The following is a 13,919-nucleotide window of genomic DNA, read 5'->3' as shown; positions in this document are numbered from 1 at the left end:
CCTCATCGGTCGGGGGCGCCGTCGTCTGTGCGCTCGTGGGCGGGTCAGCCGCGGGCGTTGAGCACCTGGCTCAGCTGCTCCTCGGTGTCGTTGCCGAGCTTCTCGAAGACGAGCTTCATCGCCGGCGCCGCGAGCTTGGCGGCGCCCTTCATCTCGAGGTCGGCGGTGTAGGTGATCTCGCTGCCGCCCTCGGGGGTGGGCACGACGACGATGGTGTCGGTCGACTCGGCGCTGTCGTTCTCGCCGACGAGGACGACCCGGTCCGACGTGACCTCGCGCAGCGTGTAGGTCAGCTCGGTGGACATGCCCATGATCTTGCTGACGTTGTGCCACTGCGCGCCGGGCTCGACCGGGCCGGCGCCGATGCGGGTGCAGGACTCGGTGCCCGGGTCCCACTCCTCGGCGTGGGCGAAGTCGGCCAGGTAGGGCAGGACGCGCTCGGGCGGGGGCGTGACGGTGAAGGTGCGGACGACGGTGGGCACGGCGGTCTCCTCGGGTCGGGGGTGCAGGCCCCCTACCCGCCCGGCCCCCGCGGGAACCGGTCGGTCAGCGACCGCGGCGCGGCAGCCGGGCCACGACCCCGGACAGCGCCCGGCGCGGCAGGGCCGCGACGCGGGACCCGAGCCCCGACCACCAGGCCACCGCGGCCCGGGGCGCGAGGAACGCCCTGACCCGCCGGGAGACCGGCCGGCCGCGGGCGGCCGCCCTCGCGACGGACTCGACGTCCGGGTGCCGGTCGTCGAGCGCCGAGCCCGGCCGGGCGTACCGGCCGCGCTCCAGGGTCGTGACGACCCGCCCCATCGACTCCTCGGCCTGCTCGTCGAGGTAGCCCTCGACGACGTAGTGGCGTGCCCACTCCCGCGGGGTGCCGCCGGAGGGTGGCCGCAGCCCGAGGTCGCCGAGCCGGCTGACCAGCTCCTGCCACTCGGCCTCGGCCCGGGTCGCGGGGTCCGGCGCGCGCTCGCGGCGCCGTCGGTGCAGGAGCCGTGCGGTCACCGGCAGGACGAGCGAGCCGAGCAGCCCGAGGAGGATCGCGAGGACGACGTACGCCGCCGGCGAGGTGACCCAGCCGCGCAGCCGGTCGCCGACCGACGGGGTGAGGACGGCGCCCGTCGTCGGGTCGACGTCGGGGCGGCGGTTCGTCGTGGGCGCCGCCGTGCCGGTCGCGCTCTGCGTCGCCTCCGGGTCGCGGTTCGGCGCAGTCGTCGCGCCGCCGGTCGGCTCCTGCGCGTACGACGGCGTGCTGCCCGTCCGCTCGGCCGGGGTCGGCTCGAAGCGCAGCCAGCCGGCGCCGGGGAAGTACAGCTCGGGCCAGGCGTGCGCGTCGGCGGCGCGGACGGTCCACTGCCCCTGCTCGAAGGTGCCCGGCAGGAAGCCGATGGCCATCCGCGCGGGGATCCCCGCGGCCCGCGCCATCATCACCATGGCCGTGGCGAACTGCACGCAGTAGCCCTGCTTGGTCTCGAGGAACGCGACGACCGGGTCGGTCTCCTGGCGCCCGTCCGCCCGGGTCGGGGCGGGCAGCAACTGCAGCGAGTACGTGAAGGCCGTCCCGCGCAGGTAGTCCTGGATCTTCACGGCCGACTCCCACGGGCTGGTCGCGCCCTTGGTCACCTGCGCCGTGGTCTCCCGCACGACCTGGGCCGAGCCGGGGTCGAGGGCCCGGGAGGCCTGCACCTGCGGGTCGCTCGCGCCCGAGTCGCCGCCGGGGATGCCCTCGCGCAGCTGGTCGGCGCTCACGGTCACCTCGCGGTAGGCCAGGACGTAGTCGTCCGGCTTGGACCGGACGAAGAGGTCGCCCGTCTGCTGGTCGGCCGACCACGCCGTGCTGCCGAGGTCGGCGCTGACGACCGGCTGGATCGTCGCGAGGTGCGGCGCGTCCAGCGTGTTGGCGGACACCTGCACGCGGCGGTCGCGGGTCAGCACCTGCGAGGAGATCCGCGCCGCCCCGACGAGCGTGCGGCTGTCCGACCCGGTGGTCGTCGTGCGCCACTGGCCGTCGACGAACTCGGGGGCGACGACGACCCGCAGCGGCGGAGGGGTGCCCGGGGCGTCGGTGCGGAAGGTGAGGACCGGGTTGAGCGACCCGCTCTGCAGGCTGCGGCTGAGGTCGAGCGTGGAGGAGAAGCCGACCCGGCCGCCGCGACCGACGGCGCCGTCGTCCTGCCCGAGACCGTCGAGGACGAACCGCGTCGGCAGGTGCGGCAGCACGACCGGCAGCAGCACCGCCGCGGCGACGGCGACGACGCCCAGCTTCCGCGCGCTCGCCCCGAGGCCCGACAGGACGCCCGGCTCGGTCTCCGGGTCGGCGGTGGGGGTGCGCGGGGTCGCGGCGGCCGTCGACCACCGCCGGACGACGGCGCTGGTGGTGCGCGAGACGAGCAGCAGCCAGGACAGCGCGACGAGGACGAAGTAGCCCAGCCCCAGCGCGGCGCCGCTGTTGGCGACGGCGGCGAGGAACGCGGCGAGCAGCGGCAGGCCCGCGGCGGCCGGCGCCTCACGGGTCACCGCGAGGAAGTCGACGACGATCGTCAGGAGCACCGCGGCGGCGACGAGCATCGCGGTGATGCCGAACGTCGAGGGGATGGGGGCGGCGTACCGGGTGACGACGTCGGTGACGTCGATCCCGACCCGGTCGACCGCCTCGGCCGTCCAGGTCCACGGCAGCCCGCCGCGCAGCGACCCGGGGACGGTGACGGCGAAGACGACGTACGCCCCGACGACGAGCTGGCCGAGGAGCACGAGCAGGCTGCGCGAGGTCAGCCGGCGCAGACCGGCCCCGACGAGGACGGCGACGAGGCTGCACCAGAAGGCGGGGGCCAGCCACGACGCCGGCGTCGTCAGCGTGGTGACGGCGAAGACGGCGCACATCGACGCGAGCAGCGCCACAGCGGCGTCCACGGCCCGGACCCGGGTCATCGCGCCGCCACCCCGCGGGCGGTGAGCGCCTGCCAGACACCGGCGACGCGCTGGCCGGCGGGCACCGTCACCGCGTGCCACCCGGCGATGCGCAGCATGTCGGCGTACGCCGTCGCGTCGTCGCCGGGTGAGCCCGGGTCCGCCCGGGACGCGGAGCCGGCGTCGCGGTCGCCGAAGGTGGCCGTGTCGAGGACGACGGCGAGGCCGGTGCTGCCGGGCTGGCGCAGCGAGGCGACCTGGCGCACGGCCTCCTCGTCGCGGTCGGCGAGGACGGCGACGACGAGGCCGCCCTGCGAGGCGGGCACGTGGGCGGCGTGGACGAGCAGGTCGAGCTCGCCGTCGCCGCCGGTGCGGGCCTCGGCGAGCAGGTCGAGCGCGGCGTCGGTGTCCGGCACGACCTCGACGGCGCCGTCGCGGGTGCTCTCGCTGGAGACGAGGTGGACGGCGAAGCCGGCCTCGGCGAGGTGGACGAGGACCGACGCCACCGCGGTCACCGCCCACTCGAACGAGGACCCGGCGCCCGAGCCGCGGTGCGCGGCGACGCGCGGGTCGAGCAGCAGCACCGCCCTGCGCCGGGCCGGACGGTCCTCCTGGCGGACCATGAGGTCGCCGGTGCGCGCGGTCGCCGGCCAGTGGATGCGGCGCAGGTCGTCGCCGTCGCGGTACTCGCGGATCGACTGGTCGTCCTCGCCGTGCAGCGCGACCATGTGCGGGGTCTCGCCCTCCTGACCGAGCCCCTGCCCCGCGAGCCGCCCGCCCGCGAGGGGCTCGACGCGGGGCAGGACGACGACCTCGTCGTACCCCCCGACCTCGGCGAAGCGGGTGGTGAGCCCGAACGCGTCGCGCAGCTGCACGGCGAGGGGCCCGAGCCGGTGCCGGCCGCGCAGGTGGGAGCGGATCGCGTAGTCGACCTGGCGCCCCTCGCCCGGCTGCATCGCGCCGAGCAGGAACCGCGGTCGGTCGCCGAGGACGTAGTCGAGGCGCTCCTCGACCAGGAGCAGCGGGGAGCGGCGCTCGCCGGCGTTCTCCACGCTCACGGTCACCGTGGCCGGCTCGTCGACCGAGACCCGCGGCGGCACGAGGTGCCGCTCGACCTGCAGCGCGGCGTGCTGGCGCCGGGCGAGGAAGGCGGCGACGAGCGGGAGCGCGACGAGCAGCACCCCGACCCGGGTGATGTCGACGAAGCCGAGACCGAGGCCGCACAGCGCGAGCGTGATCCCGGCCGCGACGAACGCCTGCCCGCGCGTGGTGAGGACGTCGCGCACCCGCCCAGGTCCCGCCGCCGCGCCGGACACCCGAGGGCTCAGCGGACCGACACCGGCACGCGCCGGACGATCTCGCGCAGCACGTCCTCGGTGGTGCGACGGGCCAGCTGGGCCTCGCCGGACAGCAGCAGCCGGTGGGCGAGGACGGGGAGCACGACCTGCTGGACGTCGTCGGGCAGCACGTGGTCGCGGCCCTCGAGGGCGGCGACGGCGCGGGCGGCGCGCAGCAGGTGCAGCGAGGCGCGCGGCGACGCCCCGAGGCGCAGCGCCCCGGTCTGCCGGGTCGCGGTGGCCAGGTCGACGACGTACTGGCGGATCGCGGGGGAGGTCCACACGTCGCGCACGACGAGGATCATCCGGGCGACCGTCGCGGCGTCCGTCGTCGCGGCGAGCTCGTCGAGGGGGGACGCGCCGCCGTGCAGGTCGAGCATCGCGACCTCGGCCGCCGCCGACGGGTAGCCCATCGAGATGCGCGCCATGAACCGGTCGCGCTGGGCCTCGGGCAGCGGGTAGGTGCCCTCCATCTCCAGCGGGTTCTGCGTCGCCATGACGATGAACGGCCGCGGGAGCGCGTACGTCGTCCCGTCGACCGTGACCTGGTGCTCCTCCATCGACTCCAGCAGCGCCGACTGGGTCTTGGGGGAGGCGCGGTTGATCTCGTCGCCGACGACGACGTTGGCGAAGACGGCGCCCGGGCGGAACTCGAAGTCGCGCACGTCCTGGTTGAAGATGCTCACGCCGGTGATGTCGCTCGGCAGCAGGTCGGGCGTGAACTGGATGCGGCGCACCGAGCAGTCGATCGAGCGGGCCAGCGCCTTGGCCAGCATCGTCTTGCCGACCCCGGGCACGTCCTCGAGCAGCAGGTGCCCCTCGGCCAGCAGCACGGTGACCGCGGTGCGCACCACCTCGGGCTTGCCCTCGATGACCCGCGACATCGCGTCGGAGATCCCCCGGGCGACCTGCTGCACCTCGGCCAGCGCGTCGGGCGTGCTCAGGGGCGTGCCCGCCGGGGTGCTGAGGGACGCGGGCGCGACGGCCCCCGTCTGGTCGGTCTCGGTCGTCACGCGTCGTCCCTTCGCCTGCGGCGGCGGGGGCTGCACCCCACCGGCTCGATCTTCCCCCACTCTGCCCCACCCACCAAGGGCGGGAAGGGGAATCGTCCCGGACGCCGCAACGACCGGGGCGCCCCTCGGGTGCCCCGACCGCGGGCCGGAGCGGGGGAGGGCGCCGTACGGGCCCCGTCCGGGGCTCCTCGGGGGCCGGGGAGGGGCCCGGTGGGTGGGGTGGGACGGCCCTGCGTCCTCCACTGTGCCCCACCCGCGGCCACTGCGCGCTGACCTGCGCAGACGCTCAGGACGGGGTCGAAAAAAGTCCGACATTCCGGTCGTGGCGCGTTGTGTGTGGAGCAAAGTGGAGTACCGTGGGGCGCGACGGAGGGACGTGGGCCTTCGTCACCGGCTCCGACCGGCCACCGGAGCAGGACGGGTCGAGGCCGTCGGACCGGGAGGTGGCGTCGTGTTCCTCGGCACCCACACCCCCCGCCTCGACGACAAGGGCCGCCTGTTCCTCCCCGCGAAGTTCCGCGACCGGCTCGCCGACGGGCTGGTCATGACCAAGGGGCAGGAGCGCTGCCTCTACGTGTACGACGTCGCCGAGTTCACCCGCGTGGCCACGGCGATGCAGCAGGGCCCCACCTCGAGCAAGGCCGTGCGCGACTACGTGCGCGTGTTCCTCTCCGGCGCCTCCGACGAGGTGCCGGACAAGCAGGGGCGGGTCACCGTCCCCCCGCCGCTGCGGGCCTACGCCGGCCTCACCCGTGACTGCACCGTCATCGGCGCCGGCAACCGCGTCGAGGTGTGGGACACCAAGGCGTGGGAGGCCTACCTCGTGCGCAGCGAGGCGGCCTTCGCCGAGCAGTCCGAGGAGGTCATCCCCGGGCTCTTCTAGGGCCCTCCACCCCGCTCAACCTGCAGCACCAGCAGCAGCTCCACCAGCAGCAGCTCCACCAGCAGCACCAGCAGCACAGCACCGACCGCGCGGCCTCCAGCCGCCCGAACGGTCCCGGGACGATCTTCCCCCGCCCCGGGCCCGCGCCGGGCGGATGGGGACCCCGGGGCCGGAGCCCACCGCCCAGCCCCACCACCGAGCCCCACCCGCCCTGGAAGGACCCGCATGACGACCCGAGGCCACGCGGCCGACCGGCACGTGCCGGTGCTGCGCGACCGCGTCGTCGGGCTCCTCGGGCCGGCGCTGGAGCGCCCGGGCGCGGTCTACGTCGACGCCACCCTGGGGATGGGCGGGCACGCCGAGGCGGTCCTCGCCGCCCACCCGCAGGCGGTGCTCGTCGGTCTCGACCGCGACCACGAGGCGCTGGCCCTCGCGGGGGAGCGGCTCGCGCCGTACGGCGACCGGGCCCGGCTCGTCCACGCCGTCGACGCCGACCTCGAGGACGTCCTCGACGACCTCGACCTGCCGACCGTCGACGCCGTCCTCTTCGACCTCGGGGTGTCCTCGCTGCAGCTCGACGAGGACGACCGCGGCTTCGCCTACCGCGTCGACGCGCCGCTCGACATGCGGATGGACCAGGCCACCGGGCCGACCGCGGCCGACGTGCTCAACACCTACGAGCCCGGCGAGCTCGTGCGGATCCTCGCGCAGTACGGCGAGGAGAAGTTCGCCCGCCCGATCGTCAAGGCCGTCGTCCGCGAGCGCGAGCGCGAGCCGTTCACGACCTCGGCCCGGCTCGTCGACCTGCTGCGCGGGGTCGTCCCCGCCGCCTCGCAGCGCTCCGGCGGGCACCCGGCCAAGCGCACCTTCCAGGCCCTGCGGATCGAGGTCAACGGCGAGCTGGCCGGCTACGAGCAGGCGCTGCCTGTCGCCGTCGACCGGCTCGCCGTCGGCGGTCGGGTGGCGGTGCTGTCCTACCACTCGCTCGAGGACCGGATCACCAAGCAGGTCCTCACCGCCGGCGCCCGCTCCAGCGCCCCGCCCGACCTGCCCGTCGAGCTGCCCGAGCACGCGCCGTACCTGCGTCTGCTGACCCGCGGCGCCGAGGTGCCGGACGAGGCCGAGACGCAGCAGAACCCCCGTTCCGCGTCCGCCCGCCTGCGCGCCGCCGAGAGAACCCGCGACACCACGGGCACCATGCGCGTCAGCGGTTCGATGCGCACCACCCGCACCACCCGCAGCACGACCCGAGGCAGGGAGCCCCGATGAGCCAGCAGACCGCCCTCCGTCCGGCGACGCGTCCGGCGGCGCGCCCGCGACCCGCGCGCCGGCCGGCCCCGGCCCTGCGCGTGGTCCCCGCGGCGATCTCGCGCACCGGCAACGCGGTCTTCGCCGGGCTGTGCACGCTGCTCCTGCTCGCCGGGCTGGTCACCCTGCTCATCCTCAACACCAGCCTCGCCCAGGGGGCCTTCGAGGCGTCCGCGCTGCAGCAGCGCTCCGGGGTCCTCACCGACACCCAGGAGCAGCTGACCAACGCCATCGACCAGCAGCGCTCGCCGCGCCAGCTCGCCGCCCGGGCCCAGGGTCTGGGCATGGTGCCGGGCCGCAGCATGGCCTTCGTGCGGCTCTCGGACGGCGCCGTCCTCGGCAGCGCGACCGCCGCCTCGCCGTCGCAGGCGCTGACCAACCTTCCTGCCGTCCCGACGCCGGCCACCGGCGCGTCGGCTCCGTCCGCGGGCGCCCCGACGGGACGATGACCCGGTGACGCCCACCCGTCGCCGCCCGGCCGCCTCCGGCCACGCCACCCGCCGTCGCCGGCCGGTCCCCGGCGTGGCGAACCCGCGACGCCGCGCGCGCACCATGCTCATCGCAGGACTCTTCGTCCTCACCGTCTTCGGCGGCCAGCTGCTGCGGGTGCAGGCCTTCGACGCCTCGGCCGTCGCGAACGCCGCGCAGGAGCGGCGCCTGACGAGCACCGTCATCCCCGCCAGCCGGGGCGAGATCCTCGACAGCAACGGGGTCGTCCTCGCCTCCAGCGTCGAGCGCAAGACCGTCTCGGTCGACCAGACCGCGGTGCCGACCTACGAGCGCAAGCTCGTCGTCGACGGGAAGCGGAAGGACGTCACGGTCGGTGTCGTCGGCGCGGCGCAGCAGCTGGCCCCGCTGCTCGGCACGACGCCGGACAAGCTCGTGACCCAGCTGACCGGCACGGCGCGCTACCGGGTGCTGGCCAAGGGCGTCACCCCGCTGGTGTGGCGCCAGATCGACGCCCTCGGCATCCCCGGCGTCTACGCGGAGACGACGACCCAGCGGGTCTACCCGGAGGGCCCATCGACCGCCTCGCTCGTCGGCTTCACCCAGGCCGACGGGACCCCCGCCTCCGGCGTGGAGTTCACCGAGCGCTCCGTCCTCAACGGCACCCCGGGCAAGCAGGTCGGCCAGCGCGGCGCGTCCGGCGAGCCCATCCCGTGGGCGCAGGACGTCGACACCCCGGCCGTCCCCGGGCAGGACGTCACGCTGACCATCGACGCCGACCTGCAGTGGTACGCGCAGAACCAGATCGCCTCGGTCGTGCAGTCCTCGGGTGCCATCTCCGGCTACGCCGTCGTCATGGAGGTCGCGACGGGCAAGCTGCGGGCCGTGGCGTCGTACCCGACCTTCGACCCGTCCGACCCGGGGGCCGCCACCGCCTTCCAGCGCCAGAACCACGCCTTCGAGGACGTCTACGAGCCCGGCTCGACCGGCAAGGTCATGTCGATCGCGACGGCGCTGGAGGAGAAGAAGATCACCCCGACGACGCCGCTCATCGTGCCGAACCGGCTGCCGCGGGCGGGGGAGAGCTTCAAGGACGACGAGGACCACCCCACGCTCGACCTCACCGTCGCCGGCGCGCTGGCCATGTCGAGCAACATCGGCACGATGCTCGCCACCGAGGGCGTGGCCCCGGCGGACATGGAGGCCTCGTTCCGCAAGTTCGGCATCGGGTCGGCGTCCGGCTCGGGCCTGTACGGCGAGTCGCCCGGCATCTTCGCCAAGGCGAGCGACTGGAGCGGGACCAAGCGCTACACGACGCTGTTCGGGCAGGGCTACTCGGTCACCGCGATCCAGGCCGCCGGCGTCTACCAGACGCTGGCCAACGGCGGCGTCCGCGTCCCGCCGACCCTCGTCGAGAGCACGACCGCCCCCGACGGCACGGTGACCCAGGCGCCGCAGCCGCAGGGCGTCCGGGTCGTCTCGCAGCAGACCGCGACGCAGATGTCGCAGATGCTCGAGGAGGTCGTCGGGCCGCACGGCACCGCGCCCAAGGCGAAGATCGACGGCTACCGCGTCGCCGGCAAGACCGGCACGGCCAACCGCTACGACCCCGCGGTCGGCGGCTACTCCGGCTACACGGCGTCGTTCATCGGCTACGCCCCCGCCGACGCGCCGAAGTACGTCGTGGCCGTCACCCTCCAGAAGCCCGTGCACGGCCACTTCGGCGGCATGCTCGGCGCCCCCGTGTTCCAGAAGGTCATGTCCTACCTGCTCCAGAAGCACCAGATCGCCCCGTCCGGCCAGGCCGCCCCCGTCATCCCGCTCAGCTCGGACTCCGGGTGGGACCCCAACGACCCGGCGGTCCTCGATGGCACCAAGCGCAAGCAGTAGTCTCGCCGTCGTGTCGTCCGCCCGTCCCCGTGAGGTCCACGGGACCGGCCTCGGCGCGCTCCGCGACGCCGTACCGGGTCTGCGCCCGGACCTCGGCACCGCTCCGGACGGACCGGACGTGCTCGTCACGGGGGTCACGCTCGACTCGCGCGCCGTCCGGCCCGGGGACCTGTACGCCGCCCTGCCCGGCTTCACCACGCACGGTGCCGCCTTCGCGGGCGCCGCTCGCGACGCCGGCGCCGTCGCGGTCCTCACCGACGACGCCGGGCTGGCCCGGCTGCGCGCCGACGGGGTCCGGCTGCCCGCCCTGGTCGCCGACGACCCGCGCGCCGTCCTCGGCGGCCTCGCCGCCGTCGTCCACGGCCACCCGGCGCAGGCGCTCACGCTCGTCGGGGTGACGGGCACCAACGGCAAGACGACGACGGCGTACCTCATCGAGTCGGGGCTGCGGCACCTCGGCCTCGCGACCGGGCTCATCGGCACCGTCGAGACGCGGGTCGGCGCGACGCGCCTGCCGTCGGCGCGGACCACGCCCGAGGCGCCCGACCTGCACGCGCTGTTCGCGCTCATGCGCGAGGAGGGCGTCGCCGCGGCGGTGATGGAGGTCTCCAGCCACGCCCTGGCGCAGCACCGGGTCGACGGTGCGGTCTTCGACGTCGCCCTCTTCACCAACCTCTCGCAGGACCACCTCGACTTCCACCCGAGCATGGAGGACTACTTCCAGGCCAAGGCGCTGCTCTTCACCCCCGAGCACAGCCGGCGCGGCGTCGTCTGCGTCGACGGCGAGTGGGGGCGACGGCTCGCGGCGCAGGCCGGGGTGCCGGTGACGACGCTCGCCACCCGCGACGGCGTCGAGGCCGACTGGCGGGTACGCGACGCCGCCTGGCCAGACCTGGTCCTGGAGGGCCCCGCGTCGGGCGGGCGACCCGTCGTGCTGCACCTGCACTGCCACCTTCCCGGTGACTTCAACGTCGCCAACACCGCGATGGCCGCCCTCGCCCTGCTCCAGCTCGGGCACGCCCCGGCCGACGTCGAGCGCGCGCTCGGCGAGGAGCCGGTCGTGCCGGGCCGGATGGAGGTCGTCACGGCGGGCGCGCCGCGGGGCGACGACCCGCGCGGCATCGTCGACTACGCCCACACCCCCGACGCCGTCGAGGCGGCGCTGCGCGCGATCCGGCCGACGACGGCCGGCCCGCTCGTCGTCGTCCTCGGCGCCGGCGGCGACCGCGACACCGGCAAGCGCCCCGCGATGGGCGCCGCCGCGGCCCGGCACGCCGACGTCGTCGTCGTCACCGACGACAACCCGCGCAGCGAGGACCCGGCCGCGATCCGCGCCGAGGTCGAACGCGGCGCCCGCGACGCCCGCGACGGCACGGGTGCGCCGGACCCCCTCGTCCTCGAGGTCGCCGGTCGGGCGGCGGCCGTCGAGCGCGCGGTGGCCCTGGCGCGCGAGCGCGCCGCCGCGAGCGCCCCCGGCACCGTCCTCGTCCTCGGCAAGGGGCACGAGACCGGCCAGGAGGTCGCCGGCACCCGCCACCCCTTCGACGACCGCGACGCCCTGCGGGCCGCCCTCGACGGCACCGCCTACCGACCGGAAGACCCTGCATGATCCCCCTGCACCTGCGTGACGTCGTCGCGCTGACCGGGGGCGCGCTGCACCCGGCGTCCCCGTCGGACGACCCCTCCGGGGCGAGGCCGGAGGACCTGCTCGTCGACGGGCCGGTGACGACGGACTCGCGCGAGTGCGGCCCCGGGTCGCTCTTCGTGGCCCGGGTCGGCGAGCACGCCGACGGGCACGCGTTCGCCGCCGCGGCCCGGTCCGCGGGCGCGGTCGCCGTCCTCGGCGAGCGGCCCGTGCCGGAGCTGGGCACCGTCGTCGTCCCCGACGTCCAGAGCGCCTTCGGGGCGCTGGCCCGCGGGGTCCACGACCGGGCGCGGGCCGGCGGCCTGCGCACCGTCGCGATCACCGGCTCGTCGGGCAAGACGAGCACCAAGGACCTGCTCGGCCAGGTGCTCGCGACGGCCGGGCCCACGGTGGCCCCGGTGGGCTCCTACAACGGCGAGATCGGCGTCCCCCTCACCGTCTGCCGGGTCGAGCCCGCCACCCGCTTCCTCGTCGCCGAGATGGGCGCCCGCGGCGTCGGCCACATCGCCTACCTCACCCGGATCGCCCCGCCGGACGTCGCCGTCGTGCTCAACGTCGGGCTGGCCCACGTCGGCGAGTTCGGTTCCCAGGACGCGATCGCCCGGGCCAAGGGCGAGCTCGTCGAGGCCCTGTCGCCGGACGGCACCGCCGTGCTCAACGCCGACGACCCGCGGGTCGCCGCCATGGCCTCCCGCACCCCCGGCCACGTCGTCACCGTCGGGGTCGAGCAGCCCGCCGACGTCACGGCGGGCGACGTCGTCCTCGACGCCGCCGGCCGGGCCTCGTTCACGCTGCACGGCTGGGGGCTCGACCTGCCGGTCCGGCTCGCGGTGAGCGGGGCGCACCAGGTCGGGAACGCCCTGTCCGTCGTCGCGGCCGCCGTCGCCGTCGGGCTCGACCCCACCGACGCGGTCGCGGCCCTCGGGGCGGCCGGGGCGGCGAGCCGCTGGCGCATGGAGGTCCACGAGCGCGAGGACGGCGTCACCGTCGTCAACGACGCCTACAACGCCAACCCCGACTCGATGGCCGCCGCCCTGCGGGCGCTGCGCGCCATCGCCGACGCGCCGACCGCGCAGGGAGGCGCGCGGCGCCGTACCGTCGCGGTGCTCGGGGCGATGCTCGAGCTCGGCGACCAGGCCGACGCCGAGCACGCCGGCATCGGGCGGCTCGCCACCGAGCTCGGCGTGGACCGCGTCCTCGTCGTCGGCGAGGGGGCGCGCGCCGTCGCGGCCGGCTCCGACCCGGCGGTCACGACCCTCGTCGCCGACACCGACGCGGCGTACGACGTCCTGCAGCGCGAGCTGCGGGCGGGCGACGTCGTCCTGCTGAAGTCCAGCCGCGACGCCGGGCTGCGCTGGCTCGGCGACCGGCTCGCCGGGGTGCCGCTGCCCGCCGGCGCGGGGACGGTGCCCGCGTGAAGGCCGTCGTCGCCGCCGGCGCGCTCGCGCTCGTCTTCGCGCTGCTCGGCACCCCGCTCTTCATCCGCTTCCTCGTCCGGCGCGGCTACGGCCAGTTCATCCGCGACGACGGACCGACCTCGCACCACACCAAGCGGGGGACGCCGACGATGGGCGGCGCGGTCATCCTCGGGGCGCTGATCCTCGCCTACCTCGCCTCCCACCTCGTGACGTTCACCGAGCCGAGCGCGAGCGGGCTGCTCGTGCTCTTCCTCGCCGGTGGTCTCGGCCTGGTCGGCTTCCTCGACGACTTCATCAAGATCTCGCGGCAACGCAGCCTCGGCCTGCGCAGCAAGCAGAAGCTGGCCGGGCAGGCCTTCGTCGGCATCGTCTTCGCGATCCTCGCGCTGCAGTTCCCCAACGCCCAGGGCCGCACCCCGGCGGCCCCGTTCATCTCGACGGTGCGCGACACCCACGTCAACCTCGCCTTCGCGGGGACGGTGGCGGGCGTCGTGCTCTTCGTCGTCTGGGCCAACATCATGATCGCCGGCGCGTCCAACGGGGTGAACCTCACCGACGGCCTCGACGGCCTCGCGACGGGCGCCTCGACGATGGTCTTCGGCGCCTACACGCTCATCAGCATCTGGACCTACAACCAGAACTGCCAGACCAACCCGGGCATCAAGTGCTACGAGGTGCGCGACAGCCAGGACCTCGCCGTCGTCGCCGCCGCCGGGATGGGGGCCTGCTTCGGGTTCCTCTGGTGGAACGCCTCGCCCGCGAAGATCTTCATGGGCGACACCGGCTCGCTCGGCCTCGGCGGCGCCATCGCCGGGCTGGCCATCTGCACCCGCACCGAGCTGCTGATGATCGTCCTCGCGGGGCTCTTCGTCATCGAGACGCTGTCGGTCATCGCGCAGGTCGGCTCGTTCAAGCTGACGAGGAAACGGGTGCTGAGGATGGCACCGCTGCACCACCACTTCGAGCTGGTGGGGTGGAACGAGATCACGGTGACCATCCGCTTCTGGATCATCGCCGGGCTGTGCGCCGCGGCCGGCCTCGGGATCTTCTACGCCGAATGGGTGGTGGGCAGCCAGTGAG

The 13,919-nt window shown here is 75.3% G+C and carries 11 protein-coding genes; 7 read left to right on the top strand and 4 right to left on the bottom strand.

The genetic code is table 11. The annotated features are described in order from the left end of the window. Positions 1 to 44: 44 nt before the first annotated feature. The 4 genes from FB458_RS20855 to FB458_RS20840 form a co-directional block, all read right to left on the bottom strand. The gene (locus FB458_RS20855; RefSeq protein ID WP_141850180.1) at positions 45 to 482 is read right to left on the bottom strand and encodes an SRPBCC family protein; all 438 of its coding nucleotides are present in this window, start codon (positions 480 to 482) and stop codon (positions 45 to 47) included. Positions 483 to 546: 64 nt separating this feature from the next. Then, a complete protein-coding gene (locus tag FB458_RS20850) occupies positions 547 to 2,901 on the bottom strand; it encodes a transglutaminase TgpA family protein (RefSeq protein WP_170185780.1) in 2,355 nt (784 codons plus the stop codon). A gap of 14 nt (positions 2,902 to 2,915) precedes the next feature. After that, positions 2,916 to 4,184, bottom strand: coding sequence for a DUF58 domain-containing protein (locus FB458_RS20845; RefSeq protein WP_141850178.1), 1,269 nt, complete (start codon positions 4,182 to 4,184; stop codon positions 2,916 to 2,918). A 38-nt stretch (positions 4,185 to 4,222) separates the two neighbouring features. Then, positions 4,223 to 5,179: an AAA family ATPase gene (locus FB458_RS20840; RefSeq protein WP_425460881.1), complete on the bottom strand. Its 957-nt coding sequence runs from the start codon at positions 5,177 to 5,179 to the stop codon at positions 4,223 to 4,225. A 520-nt stretch (positions 5,180 to 5,699) separates the two neighbouring features. On the opposite strand from FB458_RS20840, the gene mraZ reads away from it, so the two are divergent. The 7 genes from mraZ (at position 5,700) to mraY (ending at position 13,918) form a co-directional block, all read left to right on the top strand. Beyond that, positions 5,700 to 6,131 (top strand): division/cell wall cluster transcriptional repressor MraZ, encoded by a 432-nt coding sequence (mraZ, locus tag FB458_RS20835; RefSeq protein ID WP_141850177.1) that lies wholly within the window; start codon positions 5,700 to 5,702, stop codon positions 6,129 to 6,131. Between the two features lie 225 nt (positions 6,132 to 6,356). Beyond that, positions 6,357 to 7,400 carry a 16S rRNA (cytosine(1402)-N(4))-methyltransferase RsmH gene (gene rsmH, locus FB458_RS20830; protein ID WP_141850176.1) on the top strand — a complete coding sequence of 348 codons (1,044 nt, stop codon included), beginning with the start codon at positions 6,357 to 6,359 and terminating at the stop codon, positions 7,398 to 7,400. Continuing rightward, complete coding sequence (gene ftsL / locus FB458_RS20825) at positions 7,397 to 7,888, top strand: cell division protein FtsL (RefSeq protein WP_141850175.1); 492 nt, start codon at positions 7,397 to 7,399, stop codon at positions 7,886 to 7,888. The genes rsmH and ftsL overlap by 4 nt, the downstream gene beginning before the upstream one ends. A gap of 4 nt (positions 7,889 to 7,892) precedes the next feature. After that, positions 7,893 to 9,776 (top strand): peptidoglycan D,D-transpeptidase FtsI family protein, encoded by a 1,884-nt coding sequence (locus FB458_RS20820; RefSeq protein ID WP_141850174.1) that lies wholly within the window; start codon positions 7,893 to 7,895, stop codon positions 9,774 to 9,776. Further along, positions 9,754 to 11,385, top strand: coding sequence for a UDP-N-acetylmuramoyl-L-alanyl-D-glutamate--2,6-diaminopimelate ligase (locus tag FB458_RS20815; RefSeq protein WP_141850173.1), 1,632 nt, complete (start codon positions 9,754 to 9,756; stop codon positions 11,383 to 11,385). The genes FB458_RS20820 and FB458_RS20815 overlap by 23 nt, the downstream gene beginning before the upstream one ends. Beyond that, the gene (locus tag FB458_RS20810; RefSeq protein WP_141850172.1) at positions 11,382 to 12,839 is read left to right on the top strand and encodes a UDP-N-acetylmuramoyl-tripeptide--D-alanyl-D-alanine ligase; all 1,458 of its coding nucleotides are present in this window, start codon (positions 11,382 to 11,384) and stop codon (positions 12,837 to 12,839) included. The genes FB458_RS20815 and FB458_RS20810 overlap by 4 nt, the downstream gene beginning before the upstream one ends. After that, positions 12,836 to 13,918, top strand: a complete 1,083-nt coding sequence (gene mraY, locus FB458_RS20805; RefSeq protein ID WP_141850171.1) for a phospho-N-acetylmuramoyl-pentapeptide-transferase — start codon at positions 12,836 to 12,838, stop codon at positions 13,916 to 13,918. The genes FB458_RS20810 and mraY overlap by 4 nt, the downstream gene beginning before the upstream one ends. Position 13,919: the final 1 nt, after the last annotated feature.

This window comes from Lapillicoccus jejuensis (assembly GCF_006715055.1).
GTDB lineage: Bacteria > Actinomycetota > Actinomycetes > Actinomycetales > Dermatophilaceae > Lapillicoccus > Lapillicoccus jejuensis.
Note: the sequence above shows the minus strand (reverse complement) of the source record. Positions and strands in the feature narration are given on the sequence as shown.